The sequence below is a fragment of the Chitinimonas taiwanensis DSM 18899 genome (assembly GCF_900119825.1).
Classification (GTDB): domain Bacteria; phylum Pseudomonadota; class Gammaproteobacteria; order Burkholderiales; family Chitinimonadaceae; genus Chitinimonas; species Chitinimonas taiwanensis.
The window spans coordinates 1-15,479 of sequence record NZ_FPKR01000010.1 but is presented as its reverse complement, the minus strand read 5'-3'; the positions used below and the strand labels follow the sequence as shown (position 1 = coordinate 15,479).

Here is a 15,479-nt window from a genome sequence, read left to right as displayed (position 1 = left end):
GCTTTCCTTGCAAAAACCGGATTTTACAGGAGCCGGCCGGCTTAGCCTAACCCCTGTCGCGCATCAGGCCGCTTGCAGGCTGGGCAGCGGTAGCAGGCAGATCCGATTGCTACCCGCCGCGCGCGCGGCTTGCAGCGCCTGCTCGGCCTGCTTGAGCACCAGCTCCAGCTCGTTTTCCAGCTCGGGCAATACGGCAATACCAAAGCTGGCGGTAAACCAGATCGGCCCGGCCGGCGTATACACGACCAGGTCCTGAATACGTCGACGCAGCCGCTCGGCCACCACCTTGGCACCGGCCTCATCGGCATTCAGCAGCAGCACGGCGAACTGCTCGGCCCCCAGGCGCGCCAAGCCATCCACATCGCGCAGCTCTTCCTGCACCGCCTCGGCAAAAGCCATCAGCGCGCGGTCGCCAGCCTGACCGCCGTAGCGGCGCAATAAGCTCGGGTAATCGTCGATGGCCACGCGTAGCACCGCGGTACTCGACCACTGGCGCACCAGGCGATGCGATTCCTGGCTGAGCAAGGCACTGAAGCCGCGCCGGTTATGGCTGCCGGTCAGTGCATCGCGCGTGGTGGCGTGAATGAGCCCGGCAGACAGCCGCTCGTGCATGAGTAGCCAGCAGCACAGCGCCAGCCAGACCCCAAAGAACAGCGCCATGACGAAATAGCTGAGCTGAACCACCTGATTGATGGCCGAGTACTGCTCGGGGCTGAACAGCACACAGATGATGCGGGCCAGATTGATCGCGCCCCAGCCCCAGGCCAGCATGCGCATCAGCTTGAAACCCAGTCGGCGCTGGCCGGACACCGGCTGATACAGGCGCGGTAGCAGCAAAAGCACAAACAGGATCTGTACGCTGCCAAAGGTGGTCACGCGCAGCGCATAGCTGCTCCACCAGAAGGACTGCAGCAGGAAATCACACAGTGCCAGGCCCGCCAGCGCACCAACGCCGCGCCAGTTGCGGCCGCGGTCGGCAAAGTCATCAAAGCCGATCAGTACCGCGCAGCAACCCAGTGCAGCCGGCAGATGGTTGAGCAGCTGATGCGGGCCGTGCTCGGGGCTATCGAGCCAGATGAATAGCAGTTGCGAGGCGGCAAAGCAGAACAGGCCCAGGGCCCAGAAGGTTGGCCCGCGGAAGATATCGCGCATACGCACGCCGGCCACATAGACCAGTGCCGCCAGCTGAATCAGGATCAGCGCTTCGGTAATGACGAGGGTGGGCAGGTCTAGCGCCATGGGCTGAGCGATTTCCGGCATTGGGAGCAAGGCAAGGAAACGGAATATATACCGATACGCCGCGCGGGCGCAGGCCTGGCTTACTTCTGCCTGACTTTCATCGCGCGCTGTACCTCGCGCTGGGCATCCTTATCGCGCTCGCTGCTGCGCTTATCGTGCAGCTTCTTGCCCTTGGCCAGGCCAATCGCGAGCTTCACCCGACCGCCCTTGTAGTGCATATCGAGCGGCGCCAACGTGTAGCCGGCGCGCTCCACCTTGCCAATCAGCTTATTGATCTCGGCCTGGTTCAGCAGCAGTTTGCGGCTACGGGTTGGGTCGGGCAGCACATGGGTGGAGGCCGAGGTCAACGGCGAGATATGGGCGCCGACCAGCCAGAATGCGCCATTGCGCAGGATCACATAGCCTTCCTTGATCTGCACGCGCCCGGCGCGGATGGATTTGACCTCCCAGCCCTCGAGCACCAGACCAGCCTCGAAGCGGTCCTCGATGAAGTAGTCGTGAAAGGCTTTACGGTTATCAATGATGGACATGGCTGGCTAGTCGAGTGAGAGCGCGGTAAAGTCCGGCCGGTATTAATGCCAAATGCTTAGCCTTGACCGACCTGCGCGCAGAGCAAAGCGCGGATTTTACTCGAATCCCCCACCCCATGCCCGCTAAACGCCTCTTTGTTATTTACGCCGGTGGCACCATCGGCATGCAAGCCACACCGCAAGGCCATGCGCCGGTGGCCGGCTATCTGCCGCAGGAACTGGCCCGCATCGCCACGCGCACCAAGGATTTCCCGGCCTATACGCTGAAGGAATATGCGCCGCTGATCGACTCCTCGAATCTGCAACCCGCGCACTGGAACAGCATGGCGGCCGACATCGCCGCCCACTATGCCGACTACGACGGTTTCGTGATCATCCACGGCACCGACACACTGGCCTACACCGCCTCGGCACTCAGCTTCATGCTGGAGAATCTGGCTAAGCCGGTCATCGTCACCGGCGCCATGGTGCCGCTGTCCGAACAGCCGAACGATGCCGAGCAGAACCTGGTCGACGCGTTTCACTGGGCCACCCAGGCGGGCCTGTACGAAGTCTGCGTGGCCTTCAACCGCCAGCTGCTGCGCGGCAATCGCAGCCGCAAGCTGTGGGGGGCAGAGATGGGTGCCTTCGGCTCACCGAATTTCCCCATCCTGGGCCGTGTGCAGGGCGAGTATGAGTTCAATCGCGCGCTCTGCTTGCCCAAGCCCAGCGCGCCCCTGCGCGCGCACCGTATCGATCCGGCGCTGCGTATTGCCGGGCTCAAGCTCTATCCAGGTTTCAGTGTCGAGATCATCAAGCAGCTGCTGACCGCCGAGCTGCCGCTGGCAGGGCTGGTCCTGGAAAGCTATGGCGCCGGCAACGCACCGGATGCCGATCAGGCGCTGATCGTGGCCTTGAGCCGCAGCACGCAGGAACAACACACGCTGATCGTGAATATCAGCCAGTGCGTGTCCGGCCGGGTCGATATGGATAACTACGCGGCGGGCTCGGCGCTGGCGCGCGCCGGCCTGGTCTCGGGTTGCGATATGACCCCGGAAGCCGCGCTGTGCAAGCTGTACTTCCTGCTCTCGCAGCAGGCCGACATCCTCGGCCCGAACGACCGTATGCCGGTCAATCTGCGCGGCGAACTCAGTGCCGGCTAATGCAGCAGCCCACTTCTCTGCCCTATTCACCGCGCCCGCCATGCCGCTGACCGCCCCCTATCAACTCGATGCCCTGCAAGCCCTGCTGCTGCAGGAGGGCTCGCAATACATCGCCCAGCACGCAGGGCTGACCCTGCATAGCCATTTCCAGCCTATTTTCAGCTTCGCTCATCGCCGCGTGGTCGGCCACGAAGGGCTGATGCGCGCCTGGACGCCGATAGGCAAGGCCATGTCGCCGGCCCATGTGTTCGCCTCTGCGGGTTCAGAGGCCGAGCTGGTCACACTGGATAGGCTGTCGCGCCTGCTGCATGCGCGTAATTTCTGCACCTTATCCGAGCAGATGGGTGATCCGCCGCATTGGTTATTCCTGAACGCGGAACCGAATGCCTTCGCCCATGCCGGCCAATATGGGCGCTTCTTCCCCGAGCTCCTGGCCCGGCTGGGCCTGGCGCCCGAGCGGGTGGTGGTCGAAGTGCTGGAAACGGCGATCGAGAACCATCGCGCGCTGACCCGCGCGGTCGATTACTTCCGCGACATCGGTTGCCTAATCGCCATCGATGATTTCGGCGCCGGCCATTCCAATGTGGACCGGGTCTGGCGGCTGCGCCCCGACATCGTCAAGCTCGACCGTACGCTGATCACCGATGCGACGCGCAATCACGACGCCCGGTTGATTCTGCCCGGCCTGGTGAGCCTCGTGCATGAAGCGGGTGCGCTGGTGCTGGCGGAAGGCGTGGAAACCGAGAACGAGGCGCTGCTGGCGCTGGAAGCCGATTGCGACCTGATCCAGGGCTATTACTTCGCCCGCCCGGCCCCGGGCCTCTGGCATAGCGAGCCGAGTCAGCCGCTATTCGAAACGCTGTGGGACAACTTCAATGCGCGCATGCGCCTGGAGATCGAACACAATCAGCAGCAGCTGGCACCGTATTGCACTGCCATCCTCAAGGGCGCCGCACGCCTGACCGAGGCGGAGGGCTTTGCCGCCGCCGCCCAGGCCTTCATGAATGAACCGGCCGCGATACGCTGCTTCCTGCTCGACGTGAACGGCCGCCAGGTCGGCGCCAATCTGCACAATCCAACCCGCGAGCAGCGCGTCACGCCGCGCTTCTCGCCGCTCGACGATGCGCGCGGCGCGGTCTGGTCGCGCCGCCAGTATTTTCGCCAGGCCATGAAACGCTTCGGCGAGCTGCAGATTTCACGTCCCTATCTGTCCATCGTGGGCGAGGCGCAGTGTGTAACCCTGTCGCTGGGCTTGATGCTGAATGGCGTACCCCATGTGCTGTGCGGCGATATTCAATGGCATGGTCCAGTGGAATTCGACTCGGGCGATGGGTCAGTGCTAGAATAGCGCCGTTCGTCGCGTTGGCGGCGAATGTTGTGCTCTATGGCGGGTCTCCCCGCATTGCCAAGTCGTGAATCTGGTCAGGTCCGGAAGGAAGCAGCCACAGCGGTGTAGGCAAGTGCCGGGGGTCGGGCTCGCCACCTCTCCTCTCTCAGTTTCAACTATGCGTATTACCCATGCCCGTTGCCATGCCGACGGAATAATTAGAGCTTCAGCTCAAATTCGGGTAAAATTACGTCATTCTTACGCTTAGCTAGTAGAACGACGATGAAGACCTACGACCGCATCGTGCAGGAGAGTCTCAAGCTCTTTAACGAGCATGGTGAACGTCCGATCACGACCAATCATATTGCTGCCCACCTGGGCATCAGCCCTGGCAATCTCTACTACCACTTCCGCAATAAGGAAGAGATCGTTTACCAGATCTTCCGCCTGTACCAGGACTATATGCGCGAGCATATGCGGGTGCCGGAAGACCGCGAACTGGTGGCCGAGGACCTAGGCCAATACCTGGATGCCGCCTTCAATGCAATGTGGCAGTACCGCTTCCTGTTCTACGACCTCCCCGGCCTGCTCAGCCGTAACCCGCAGCTGCAAGCCGACTACCAGGCCTTCGTGAAGAACGATATCGCCCCGGTGCTGGCGCGCGCTTTCAGTGAGTTCGCCAGCATCGGCTTCCTGTCGGTCAAGCTGGGCGAAATCCAGCCGCTGGCCACTACGGCCTGGTTAATCGTGAAGTTCTGGTTCACCTTCCAGCAGACCGTGCGCCCCGATGTGCCGCTGACCGAGGAAACCGGCAAACAGGGTGTGAGGCAAGTACTGGCGCTGCTCAAGCCCTATGTGCAGCCCGATTACGCAGCCGTGTTCGAGAAGATCGAGGCACGCTACAAGCCAGGCTAAGGCCATGCATAAGCAAAAAGCCCCGCAAGCGGGGCTTTTTGCTTTGGTGCTGCGCTTATTGCATCTTGGGCATCAGCGGCCAATCCGGTTGTTTGCCGGTCAAGCTTGCAGCTAGCAAGCTGGCATTACGCGCCACCAAGCCGTAGATGGACAGCTGCGGATTGGCGCCGATCGAGGTCGGGAACACCGAGCCGTCCATCACATACAGGCCGTCAAGTTGGTGGAAGCGCCCTTCGCTATTCACCACGCCATCCTGCGGCTGGGTGCTCATGCCTGCTCCACCCATCACATGGGCCGAGACAATCTTGGCCCGCAGCGCCTCCAGCGGCAGGCTCTGGATGCCAGCACGTGCTTCGGCCCAGCTGGCATAGCCTTCGGCGCTCACATCCTCGTGGATGGGCATCACTCGGTTGGCGCCGGCGGCAAACTGCAGCTCGGCCATGGTCAGATAGGCATGGCGCAAGCCGCTCCATACATAGTCGCTGATCGGGTAGTCGAGCTGCGGCGTGCCGTCCGATTTCAAGCCGACCGTACCGCCCTGGCTGCCTTCATGAAAGCCATCACGCAATAGGGCCAAAATCACCTGCAGCCGATCAAAACGCGCCATCAGGCTACGGTGCTTTTCACCGAAACCGCTCATGGTGATGGCCGTCAGCACCGGGTGCAAAGGCGGCACCTCCAGCTTGTAGCCGATCGGGCCATCCACTGGCAGGGTGTCGAGGAAGTGATCGGAATAGATGCTCTGCGGCGCACCCTGCCAGCCTTCCACCTTGAACGGCATGATGGCGCCGGAGATATTGACCGGGTGCAGAAAGGTGCGCTTGCCAATACGCGCATACGGGTCAGGCAGCTCAGAGCGCAGCATCAGGGCGGGCGTGTTGATCGCGCCGCCGGCCAGCAACACCGTCTTGGCCTTGACCGTAATGCGCACGCCGTTTGGGTAGAGGCCACCGCTATCCATGGCGACCCCCGCTACGCCGACCGCACGCTCGCCCTCAAGCAACACGCGCTCGGCGCGTACATGGGTGAGCAGGGTGGCGCCTTGCTGCAAGGCGCTAGGAATGGTGGTCACCAGCATCGATTGCTTGGCGTTCACCGGGCAACCCATGCCGCAGTAACCCAGGTTCAGGCAGCCGTTCACATTGCGGCGTATCTTCGACCAATGAATGCCGATGCGGTCCGCGCCCTGGGCCAGCACGCGGTTATTCATATTCGACTCGACCTGCCAGTCGATCACGTTCAGACGCTGCTCAGCCTTGCCAAACCAGGGTGCCATCGCCGCCACGGTCATGTCGGCCAGGCCGTAGTGCTGCTGCCAGTGTTGCAAGGTGGTGGGCGGGGTCCGGAAGCTCGAGGTCCAGTTGACGGTGGTCGAACCACCCACGGCGCGCCCCTGCAGAATGGTGATGGCCTTGTCCTTGGTCTGCCGACCGGCTGATTCCTGGTAGAGCTGCGGATAGGCATCGGCCTCCTTGAGCTTGAAGTCGCGTGAGGCGAAGTTCAGCCCGCCCTCCTCCAGCATCACCACCTTGAGCCCAGCCTGGCTCAGAATCTCCGCCGCCACGCCGCCACCAGCGCCAGTGCCGACAATCAGCACGTCGGCCTCCAGCATCTGGTCCTGCATGAATTGCGCCGCATCGCGCACATCCCATTTACCGGAGGCCAAGCCCTCGGCAATCACATCCTTAGGCATGCCAATAACCTTTCACGAATTCCGGCGGGCCTTCATAACCTATCCCCACCCAGGCCTGCGGATTGCCATACCAGGCGGCAAAGACGATCTGGTGCAGCGCCTGGTAACCGCTGCGCAGCAGCAGGAAGGACGAAAAGCGCCAGCGGCTGAGGAAATGGGCAATCTCCGCCTCGCTCGCCTCACTCCAGGCCGAGCTGACCCCCGCTACCCAGCGGCGGGTAAAGCGCCCGGACAGCAGGGTCAGCAGCTCCTTGACCTCGTCCTGTACTGCACCGGGCAGGCCCGCAATCGCGGTATCGCAGCCGAGCACCGCGGCATGCAGCGCGGTTTCGAACTCAGCTTCATCGCGCGGCAAGGCACCCTTGAGCATCACGCGGGCAATCGCCGCCAGCGCGGTGCGGCTCTGCGCATCCAGCACCTTGAACTGATGCGGCTTGGGTACTTCATACGGCGCATCGGGTCGCCAAGGGCCATAGAGCAGACGACTGATACCCAGCACAGCCGCACCAGCCACACCAGTCTTCAAGAGTTGACGTCGGGTCAGCATGACAGGCCCTAGCGCAACATGAACTTCAGCAGGCGCTCGACGCGCGGCCCATAGGGCGGGCGCATCATCCACAGGCCATTCAGGCGGCTTTGCGCAAACACCGGCTTCATCTTGGAGAAGGTCTCAAAACCCTCGTGGCCATGGTAATGACCCATGCCCGACGGACCGACGCCGCCAAACGGCAGATCGTCCTGGCCGACATGCATGACGGTCTCATTGATACCCACACCGCCCGAGGTGGTCGCCGCCAGCATCCGGCCGATGCGCGCATTGTCGTAATCGAAGTAATACAAGGCCAGCGGACGTGGGTGGGCATTCACATAGTCAATCGCCTCGTCCAGATCGCGGTAGCTCAGCACCGGCAGGATGGGACCAAAGATCTCATCCTGCATCACGCTCATCGTCTCATTCACACCCAGGACCAGGGTCGGCGCCAGCTTGCCACTGGCGGGGTCGGCATCGGCCAAGGGCACGATCTGCGCGCCCTTCTCCTGTGCATCCTGCAGATAAGCCTGCAGGCGGCTCAGATGACGCCCATTCACCACCGCGCTGTAGTCAGGGTTGGCCGCCAGATTCGGATACCAGCGCGCCACCGTTGCGCGTGCGGCCTCGATAAAGGCAGCTTGTTGACCTTCCGGAATAAATACGTAGTCCGGCGCCACGCAGGTCTGGCCGGCATTCAGGCATTTACCATGCAGGATGCGCTCTGCCGCGGTGGCAATCGGAAAGTCGCCATGCACGATGGTGGGAGATTTGCCGCCCAGTTCCAGCGTCACCGGAGTCAGATTCTCGGCCGCGGCACGCATGACCTGTTTGCCCACGCTGGTTGAGCCGGTAAACAGCAGATGGTCCCAGGCATAGCCCGAAAAGGCTTGCGCGACCGGTACGCCGCCATTCACTACTGCGACTTCCGATTCATCAAAGCTTTCCGCCAGCGCCAGCCTCAGCGCCTCGCCGAAACGGGGGGTGAACTCGGAGACCTTGATGATGGCCCGGTTGCCGGCCGCTAAAGCCGCGGTCAGCGGGCCAATCGCCAGAAACAGCGGATAGTTCCACGGCACAATGATGCCGACCACGCCCAGCGGCTGCGGTACCACGGTATTGCTGGCCGGCATGAACCAGATCGACACGCCGCGCCGGCGCGGCTTCATCCAGCGCGCCAATTTGCTGGATGCGTGCTGGATGCCGGCCAAGCTGGGAAACAGTTCCAGCAACTGGCTTTCATGCCGCGAGCGGTGCCCAAAGTCAGCCGAGATCGCCGCGCACAGGCTGTCCTGATGCTTGAGCAGCGTCTGCTTGAGTCGACTCAGCTGCGCGCGCCGCTGCGCAGCGGAAGGAAACGGCGCTGCCGCGAAAGCTGCGCGCTGGGCCTGGAACAAGCTCGCCAAACGCGCCAGCTCGGCCTGATTGTCATGGGGTTCAAAGACAGCGTGCATGGGCACTCCACTAGTCCGGGTGAAATCTTGCTGCCCATTCTAAAGCACCGGCACAGGCAGAACCTGAGCAATCGCTCGATTGAATCAAAATGCCGACAGGCACTTGCCCAAGCCTTGCCGGCGTTAGAATGCGTCGTATCCCATCTGCAACACCGACCATGCTTATCGACTTCTTCTACCAGCTGCGCGATGCCAAGCTGCCCGTCTCGACCAAGGAACTGCTCGCCCTGCTTGAGGCACTGGACGCGCGCGTGATCAGCGGCAGTCTGGATGACTTCTACTTCCTGTCACGCGCCATCCTGATCAAGGACGAGAAATACTTCGACCGCTATGACCAGGTGTTCGGCCACTACTTCAAAGGCGTGGAAAGTCTGCTCGAGAAGCTGGAAACCGCCATTCCCGACGAGTGGCTGGCCAAGCTGATCGAAAAGCAGTTGTCGGAAGAAGAGAAGGCCCAGCTCAAGGGCCTGGGCTGGGACAAGTTGATGCAAACCCTGAAGGAGAGACTGGCCGAGCAGAAGGAGCGCCATCAGGGCGGCAATAAGTGGATAGGCACGGGCGGCACCAGCCCATTTGGCGCCTATGGCTATAACCCGGAAGGTATCCGCATCGGCCAGAATGAGTCACGCCACCGCCGCGCGGTCAAGGTATGGGATCAGCGGGAGTTCCGTGATTTCGATGACAGCCGCGAGCTCGGCACGCGCAACTTCAAGGTGGCGCTGCGCCGCCTGCGCCAGCTGGTGCGCCAGTCCGAAGCCAATACACTGGACCTCGACGCCACCATTCGCGCTACCTCCGACAATGCCGGCTGGCTGGATCTGAAATTCGCCCATGAACGCCATAATGCGGTCAAGGTGCTGCTCTGCCTCGATGTGGGTGGCTCAATGGACGACCATATCGAAGTCTGTGAGGGCTTGTTCTCGGCCGCGCGCAGCGAGTTCAAACACCTTGAGCACGTGTACTTCCACAACTTCTTCTATGAATCGGTATGGCGCCACAATCAGCGCCGCAATAGCGAGCGCCAGCCGACCTTCGACCTGCTACACACCTACCCGAGCGATTACAAGTTGATCATCGTCGGCGACGCCACCATGAGCCCCTACGAAATCCTCTACCCAGGCGGCTCGGTTGAGCATATGAACGAGGAACCGGGCAAAGTCTGGCTGGAGCGCCTGCTCGCACACTTCCCGCATGCGGTCTGGCTGAATCCGGTTCAGGAGCCTTACTGGGACTACACCGAGTCGCTACGCATGACGCGTGAACTGATGGGCGGGCGCATGTTCCCGCTCACCCCAGCCGGGCTGGAAGCCGCCATGCGCAAGCTGCAGAGCAGTTAGCGCCGCCTGAATGAAAACGGCCGGAAAATCTCCGGCCGTTTCATCTTGCAGCAGCGAATAAGCGCGCCTGTCGATCAGGCAAGCTTACGTTCGAGCACATGCACATTGTCGCCATCGATAGCGATCTTGCGCGGTTTCAATGCCTCGGGAATCTCACGCACCAGCTGGATATTCAGCAAGCCGTTATCAAGTGCGGCACTTACCACGCGCACATGGTCGGCCAGGCGGAAGCGATGCTCAAAATCGCGCGTGGCGATACCGCGGTGCAGATAGGTCGGCTTGTGTTCAAGCCTTTGCTTGCGACCGATCACCTTCAGCACATCGTTCTCGGCCTCGATCTCCAGCTCGGCACGCTCAAAGCCCGCCACCGCCATCGAGATGCGGTACTCATTCTCGCTCAGCAGCTCGATATTGTAGGGGGGGTAACTCGGTTGGGCATCGCTGCGCAATGCTTCATCAAACATCTGCGCCAGGCGGTCATAGCCGATAGCCGAGCGATAAAGGGGGGAAAAGTCGTAATGGGTCATGGCAATATCCTTTCAGATCAAGCGATATAGGGTTGGGCAAGCCTCAACATCGAGCGCCTGCATCGCTTAGATAAGTGCCGGGGCAGTGCATTTCAAGCCCCGGTATGAAGCTGCCCGGCAAGCCCAATTCCAAGCCAGCGAACCCCGCGCAATCCGCACCGGCATGCGAGACCAAGCCGTGTTACTACGGCACTTTCAGCGCCTTCAAGAGAGGATGGGCAAGCGTAGATAAAGCGCATATAGTTGCGGCTTCGCGATTTGCAGCACAGTCCGCGCAGGAGATGCACCTTGGCTCAAATGCCAATCGAACCGGCCCGCAACGCCCCGGCTCAGCCCACCCAGAAGAAGCCTGGCGTGTTCGGCAATCTGTTGATGAACATCATCATCCCCACCGTGATCATGACCCAGCTGAACGATGAAAATCGCCTCGGCCCAGTCTGGAGCATGCTGGTCGCACTGATGTTTCCCTTGGGCTTTGGCCTGCACGAGTACTGGCAGACCCGCAAGACCAATCTGATCTCCATCCTCGGCCTAGTTTCCATCCTGCTGACAGGCGGGATGGCGCTGCTCAAGCTCCCGCCGCAATACATCGCCATCAAGGAAGCAGCCATCCCCTCGATTCTGGGCCTGGCCTGCGTGATCTCGATGTACACGCCCTACCCCTTCGTGCGCACCCTGCTGTTCAATGAAGAGATCATGCAGGTCGGCAAGATCGACGCCGCGCTGCAACGCCTGGGCACCGAGAACGAATTCAGCCGCACCTTGCAGCTCAGCTCCTGGCTGATTGCCTCCTCCTTCCTACTCTCGGCCGTGCTCAACTACGTGCTGGCCAAGTGGATCGTCGTCAGCCAGCCCGGCACACCCGAGTTCACGGCTGAACTCGGACGCATGACCATGCTCAGCTACCCAGTCATCGTGTTGCCCAGCACGCTGATTCTTGCCGGCGCCTTGTTTTTCTTGGTCAACCGCATCGAGAAACTCACCCAGCTGAAACTGGAAGAGATCATGCAGGGCAGCCACTAAGCGATTAACGAGCCAACACCATGTACTACGCAATTACCGGCATTGATGTCGACAATTCCCTGGAAAAGCGTCTGGCCGCCCGCCCCGCACACTTGGCACGTCTCGAGGCGCTGCAGGCTGAGGGGCGCTTGCTACTGGCCGGCCCTTTCCCAGCCATCGACGCGATCGACCCGGGTACCGCCGGTTTCTCTGGCAGCTTGATCGTGGCCGAATTTGCCGATCTACCCAGCGCGCAAGCGTGGGCGGCAGCCGATCCCTATCAGACGGCAGGCGTGTATGCCCGCGTCGAAGTCAGACCCTTCAAGAAGGTCCTGCCCGCGTGAACATTCCTGAGCAAATCCATGCGAAACTTGCGGCCCTGCAGCCCATTGAACTGGCACTACGCGATGACAGCGCCAAGCATGCCGGTCATGCTGGCGCTGCATCGGGTGGCGGGCACTATCAGCTGTATATCGTGTCCGAGTGTTTCGCAGGCCTGACGCTGGTGGCGCGCCACCGGCTGGTATATGAAACCCTGGGCGAATTGATGCGCCGCGATATCCATGCGCTGGCCATTGATGCCCGAACCCCTGGCGAAGCACAACGCTGAACCTCTCTTAACTTGCAACTACTGCAAACTAGCCATCAAGACCTAGAAGGACGTATTCGATGCAAACCAAGATTCGCTTCGCCCCTGCGCTGATCGCCGCCCTCGTGGCCGGCGCGGTATTCGCTGCCGACAAGCCGGTGGCCGTGGTCAATGGCGTTGCCATCCCTCAGAGCCAGATGGACTTCATCCTCAAGCAGCTCGCTGAACGCGGCGCCAAGGATAGCCCCGATCTGCGCGCCAAGATTCGTGACGACCTGATCACCAAAGAAGTGATCGCCCAGGAAGCCACCAAGCAGGGTCTGGACAAGAATGTCGACGTGCAGACCGAAATGGCCATGGCACGCCAGAACGTGCTGCTGAAGTCCTTCGTACAGGGCTATCAGAAGACCGCCGTCATTCCGGAAGCCACACTGAAGGCCGAATACGACAAGCTGAAGGCCCAGGCAGGCGGCGGCAAGGAATACAGCGTGCGTCACATCCTGGTGAAGACCGAAGCGGAAGCCAAGGCCGTGATCGCCGATCTGAAGAAGGGCAAGAAGTTTGCTGATCTGGCCAAGGCCAAGTCGCAAGACCCAGGCAGCAAGGACAACGGCGGCCTGTACGACAAGGTCATGGAAGGCCAGTTCGTCCCTGAGTTCGACCAAGCCATGCGCACCCTGGCCAAGGGCCAAGTGACTCAGGCACCGGTCAAAACCCAGTACGGTTTCCACGTGATCAAGTTGGAAGATGTGCGTACCGCACAAGGCCCGAGCTTCGATGAAGTGAAGGGCAATATCCAGCAGCAGATGCAAGGCCAGGCACTGGACAAGATGATTGCCGACCTGCGCGCCAAGGCCAAGGTCGAGTAAGCTCAGTACCTTAGCCAGATAGAAAACTACAAAGGGCCGCAAGGCCCTTTGTCATGAGGAGCCAGGACATGGATATGAAGAAAGTCGAAGCGGTTATCAAACCCTTCAAACTCGATGAGGTGCGCGAGGCACTGGCGGAAGTTGGCGTCACCGGTCTCACCGTTACCGAGGTCAAGGGCTTTGGCCGACAGAAAGGCCACACCGAACTCTATCGCGGTGCGGAATATGTGGTCGACTTCCTGCCCAAGGTGAAGATCGAAGTGGTAATCACGGCCGAGAAGGTCGACCTGGCCATAGAAGCCATCGTCAAAGCCGCCCGTACGGGCAAGATCGGTGACGGCAAGATCTTTGTCACTGCAGTGGAGCAAGTAGTGCGTATCCGTACTGGTGAGACGGGGGCTGAGGCTGTCTGAGTCCGGCATGAAGGCATATCCAGGCAGGCAGTCCATCCTTGCCTGGAGATTCTCTTGAGCTTGCTCGCCTCAGTCTCCAAGGCCCTCAAGCAGCCAATTTGCGACTCGCTTACCGGCAAAGACATCGCCGGTCCGCCAAGCGCCCGCGTTCCCATTCACTGCGTGTGATGACTCGGGATGCCCGCTTAGCCCACATCGCTGGATGCTGAAGCCCTTATGCTCATACCTCCCGCTCATTCAGGCATCGTCATAATGAGAAACCAACGATTACATTTAAGGTACCTCGCAGTATTTTTGATAGCAAGTCCTGTGTTGTCGCACGCGGGCGTGTGGAAAGTATGTGACTATCGGATCGAAACCGTCGAAATTGGCAAAAAAGATTTGATTGCAAGAATCACGCAAGCCGCAGCCGGCAACCCTGACGGATGCCTGAAAACAGGAGATACCGTTCGCTTTAGACCAGAAAGTGAAAACTATCAGCGCATGCTGCCAAGAAAGCTGTGGCCAAGCGTTGGTGCAATATCAAGATTAAAATACAGAGCACTAAGCGGAATATGTAAAAACGACGGTAATTCCATACCCTGCACGATAAAGCACTACTCCATTATTCGACCGAAGTCATAAGCACTGCTAACAAGCCAAGATAAACAGAGTCCTTACTAATGCCACATGAAGCTAGGCTTCAACACGAAATAACCCTGAAAAACGTTCGACCATTGCTGCCTATCCAACTAGGTTGACGCCAAGTCGGTCGCCCACGGTTGAGAAATAGCACGATGCGCAACTTAAATAGCAGTTTTTCGAACTTCACGCCACGACTGACGTCAAGGCCGACCATCGCTCACACAAGCAATAATCAATGAGCATTACAAGTTCCGCCATACGAATGCTGAGGGGCGAGTCCGTTGTGCTCGAAAACTATAGCAAAACAAAACTACAGTTCTTGGTAGAGCTACCTATCGCATTCGCTGCTTCGGTTATGTGTTGGTTCCTGATTACCAGTTTGATCTTCATTACTTGGCCTGAGGCGTTCAATGTATTACTGAACCCTATCGGCTTCGGTTTATGCTTCGTCATATTTGCTGCAATGTCTTGGCACGATATCGACATGCGCAAGGTATATGTGGAACCCAAGCACAGAAGTCTCACCATTATCAATAAGGGATGTTGCAGCGAATTAGAAACTCAACAGGTCTCCTTCGATAGATCGCTCCTAGTAAGGTACTGGAGCAGTGGGAGCGAAGGTGAATCTGCTTACTTTGTCATTGAGCTAATCGCACCGAGGATCTTTTATCATCTAATTGGTGTTGGCTACTCACTACATCGCGAAATTGCAAATGACAATCCCGAGCAGGCAGACCGAATCACAGACGACATATGCCGCAAGCTGTCTGCTCAGTTTGACATTTAGTACATGGACATTCAGAACTGTGACGATCCACAGTATGCAGCGTGGTCGAACCCATCTATCACTAGAGTGTCTGCCGATGCTCCACGTTTGCCAGATGCCCCTTGATATCAAGATTAGTACCCAGCGCCTCCTTCACTTGTCGAGCTAAGGTCAAGTGACCTTACCCCAATCGGTCTACCACGCATAAATTAGCAATCTGAGCGGTTGGGGGTTGATGCTTTTCCCGGTATTCCGCCGGGGTCAAATAGCCCAGCGCACTATGTGGCCGGGCCGCGTTGTAATCGAGACGCCACGCCTCGATCTTCTGTTGTGCATCATGCAGGCTACGGAAGGTATGCTGGTTCAAGCACTCATCCCGGAACCGACCGTTGAAGCTTTCTATGTGCGCGTTATCTACCGGCTTGCCAGGCCGAATGAACTGCAATCGCACACCATGCTCGGAAGCCCATTGATCCAGTGCCTTGCTGGTGAACTCCGGTCCATTGTCCACCTGGATCTGGCT

At 59.7% G+C, this 15,479-nt stretch carries 16 protein-coding genes and 1 other RNA gene; 10 read left to right on the top strand and 7 right to left on the bottom strand.

Annotated features, from left to right (window positions below; genetic code table 11):
- Nucleotides 1-63: 63 nt before the first annotated feature.
- On the bottom strand, nt 64-1,239 hold the full coding sequence (locus BT173_RS12750) for a GGDEF domain-containing protein (RefSeq protein ID WP_072429053.1): 1,176 nt from the start codon (nt 1,237-1,239) through the stop codon (nt 64-66).
- Between the two features lie 80 nt (nt 1,240-1,319).
- Nucleotides 1,320-1,769, bottom strand: a complete 450-nt coding sequence (smpB, locus tag BT173_RS12745; RefSeq protein WP_072429052.1) for an SsrA-binding protein SmpB — start codon at nt 1,767-1,769, stop codon at nt 1,320-1,322.
- A 116-nt stretch (nt 1,770-1,885) separates the two neighbouring features.
- Between smpB and BT173_RS12740 the strand changes: the two genes are divergently transcribed.
- The 4 genes from BT173_RS12740 to BT173_RS12725 all read left to right on the top strand — a co-directional run bounded on the left by BT173_RS12740 (nt 1,886) and on the right by BT173_RS12725 (nt 5,153).
- Nucleotides 1,886-2,911: an asparaginase domain-containing protein gene (locus BT173_RS12740; protein WP_072429051.1), complete on the top strand. Its 1,026-nt coding sequence runs from the start codon at nt 1,886-1,888 to the stop codon at nt 2,909-2,911.
- A gap of 40 nt (nt 2,912-2,951) precedes the next feature.
- The gene (locus tag BT173_RS12735; protein WP_072429050.1) at nt 2,952-4,259 is read left to right on the top strand and encodes a sensor domain-containing phosphodiesterase; all 1,308 of its coding nucleotides are present in this window, start codon (nt 2,952-2,954) and stop codon (nt 4,257-4,259) included.
- A gap of 38 nt (nt 4,260-4,297) precedes the next feature.
- An RNA gene (gene ffs / locus BT173_RS12730) (signal recognition particle sRNA small type) lies at nt 4,298-4,395 on the top strand.
- 125 nt (nt 4,396-4,520) lie between these two features.
- Entirely contained in the window at nt 4,521-5,153 is a 633-nt protein-coding gene (locus BT173_RS12725) for a TetR/AcrR family transcriptional regulator (RefSeq protein WP_072429049.1), read from the top strand.
- 55 nt (nt 5,154-5,208) lie between these two features.
- Here the strand turns inward: BT173_RS12725 and BT173_RS12720 are convergent, their stop codons facing one another.
- Genes BT173_RS12720 through BT173_RS12710 form a run of 3 tightly spaced genes read right to left on the bottom strand, consistent with a single transcriptional unit; the run spans nt 5,209 to nt 8,829 of the window.
- Nucleotides 5,209-6,846 carry a GMC family oxidoreductase gene (locus BT173_RS12720; protein WP_072429048.1) on the bottom strand — a complete coding sequence of 546 codons (1,638 nt, stop codon included), beginning with the start codon at nt 6,844-6,846 and terminating at the stop codon, nt 5,209-5,211.
- Nucleotides 6,839-7,393: a hypothetical protein gene (locus BT173_RS12715; RefSeq protein WP_072429047.1), complete on the bottom strand. Its 555-nt coding sequence runs from the start codon at nt 7,391-7,393 to the stop codon at nt 6,839-6,841. The genes BT173_RS12720 and BT173_RS12715 overlap by 8 nt, the downstream gene beginning before the upstream one ends.
- An 8-nt stretch (nt 7,394-7,401) precedes the next feature.
- Complete coding sequence (locus BT173_RS12710) at nt 7,402-8,829, bottom strand: coniferyl aldehyde dehydrogenase (RefSeq protein ID WP_072429046.1); 1,428 nt, start codon at nt 8,827-8,829, stop codon at nt 7,402-7,404.
- Nucleotides 8,830-8,987: 158 nt separating this feature from the next.
- Here BT173_RS12710 and BT173_RS12705 point away from each other — a divergent pair, with 158 nt between their 5' ends.
- A complete protein-coding gene (locus BT173_RS12705; RefSeq protein WP_072429045.1) occupies nt 8,988-10,166 on the top strand; it encodes a vWA domain-containing protein in 1,179 nt (392 codons plus the stop codon).
- A gap of 74 nt (nt 10,167-10,240) precedes the next feature.
- Here the strand turns inward: BT173_RS12705 and BT173_RS12700 are convergent, their stop codons facing one another.
- Complete coding sequence (locus BT173_RS12700; RefSeq protein WP_072429044.1) at nt 10,241-10,693, bottom strand: Hsp20 family protein; 453 nt, start codon at nt 10,691-10,693, stop codon at nt 10,241-10,243.
- A gap of 297 nt (nt 10,694-10,990) precedes the next feature.
- On the opposite strand from BT173_RS12700, the gene BT173_RS12695 reads away from it, so the two are divergent.
- From BT173_RS12695 to BT173_RS12675, 5 genes are all read left to right on the top strand, one after another.
- On the top strand, nt 10,991-11,716 hold the full coding sequence (locus BT173_RS12695; protein WP_072429043.1) for a VC0807 family protein: 726 nt from the start codon (nt 10,991-10,993) through the stop codon (nt 11,714-11,716).
- Between the two features lie 20 nt (nt 11,717-11,736).
- Complete coding sequence (locus BT173_RS12690) at nt 11,737-12,039, top strand: YciI family protein (RefSeq protein WP_072429042.1); 303 nt, start codon at nt 11,737-11,739, stop codon at nt 12,037-12,039.
- The gene (locus BT173_RS12685) at nt 12,036-12,305 is read left to right on the top strand and encodes a BolA family protein (RefSeq protein ID WP_072429041.1); all 270 of its coding nucleotides are present in this window, start codon (nt 12,036-12,038) and stop codon (nt 12,303-12,305) included. The genes BT173_RS12690 and BT173_RS12685 overlap by 4 nt, the downstream gene beginning before the upstream one ends.
- A gap of 59 nt (nt 12,306-12,364) precedes the next feature.
- Nucleotides 12,365-13,153 carry a peptidylprolyl isomerase gene (locus tag BT173_RS12680; RefSeq protein ID WP_072429040.1) on the top strand — a complete coding sequence of 263 codons (789 nt, stop codon included), beginning with the start codon at nt 12,365-12,367 and terminating at the stop codon, nt 13,151-13,153.
- 74 nt (nt 13,154-13,227) lie between these two features.
- Nucleotides 13,228-13,566 carry a P-II family nitrogen regulator gene (locus BT173_RS12675; protein WP_072429196.1) on the top strand — a complete coding sequence of 113 codons (339 nt, stop codon included), beginning with the start codon at nt 13,228-13,230 and terminating at the stop codon, nt 13,564-13,566.
- 1,571 nt (nt 13,567-15,137) lie between these two features.
- Here the strand turns inward: BT173_RS12675 and BT173_RS12660 are convergent.
- On the bottom strand, nt 15,138-15,479 hold a 342-nt coding region (locus BT173_RS12660), incomplete at its 5' end, for an integrase core domain-containing protein (RefSeq protein WP_084658878.1).

Excerpts from the sequence above, each read along its gene's own strand:
- BT173_RS12750 (WP_072429053.1), bottom strand. The coding sequence starts at position 1,239 with ATGGCGCTAGACCTGCCCACCCTCGTCATTACCGAAGCGCTGATCCTG.
- smpB (WP_072429052.1), bottom strand. The coding sequence starts at position 1,769 with ATGTCCATCATTGATAACCGTAAAGCCTTTCACGACTACTTCATCGAG.
- BT173_RS12740 (WP_072429051.1), top strand. The coding sequence starts at position 1,886 with ATGCCCGCTAAACGCCTCTTTGTTATTTACGCCGGTGGCACCATCGGC.
- BT173_RS12735 (WP_072429050.1), top strand. The coding sequence starts at position 2,952 with ATGCCGCTGACCGCCCCCTATCAACTCGATGCCCTGCAAGCCCTGCTG.
- BT173_RS12725 (WP_072429049.1), top strand. The coding sequence starts at position 4,521 with ATGAAGACCTACGACCGCATCGTGCAGGAGAGTCTCAAGCTCTTTAAC.
- BT173_RS12720 (WP_072429048.1), bottom strand. The coding sequence starts at position 6,846 with ATGCCTAAGGATGTGATTGCCGAGGGCTTGGCCTCCGGTAAATGGGAT.
- BT173_RS12715 (WP_072429047.1), bottom strand. The coding sequence starts at position 7,393 with ATGCTGACCCGACGTCAACTCTTGAAGACTGGTGTGGCTGGTGCGGCT.
- BT173_RS12710 (WP_072429046.1), bottom strand. The coding sequence starts at position 8,829 with ATGCACGCTGTCTTTGAACCCCATGACAATCAGGCCGAGCTGGCGCGT.
- BT173_RS12705 (WP_072429045.1), top strand. The coding sequence starts at position 8,988 with ATGCTTATCGACTTCTTCTACCAGCTGCGCGATGCCAAGCTGCCCGTC.
- BT173_RS12700 (WP_072429044.1), bottom strand. The coding sequence starts at position 10,693 with ATGACCCATTACGACTTTTCCCCCCTTTATCGCTCGGCTATCGGCTAT.
- BT173_RS12695 (WP_072429043.1), top strand. The coding sequence starts at position 10,991 with ATGCCAATCGAACCGGCCCGCAACGCCCCGGCTCAGCCCACCCAGAAG.
- BT173_RS12690 (WP_072429042.1), top strand. The coding sequence starts at position 11,737 with ATGTACTACGCAATTACCGGCATTGATGTCGACAATTCCCTGGAAAAG.
- BT173_RS12680 (WP_072429040.1), top strand. The coding sequence starts at position 12,365 with ATGCAAACCAAGATTCGCTTCGCCCCTGCGCTGATCGCCGCCCTCGTG.
- BT173_RS12675 (WP_072429196.1), top strand. The coding sequence starts at position 13,228 with ATGAAGAAAGTCGAAGCGGTTATCAAACCCTTCAAACTCGATGAGGTG.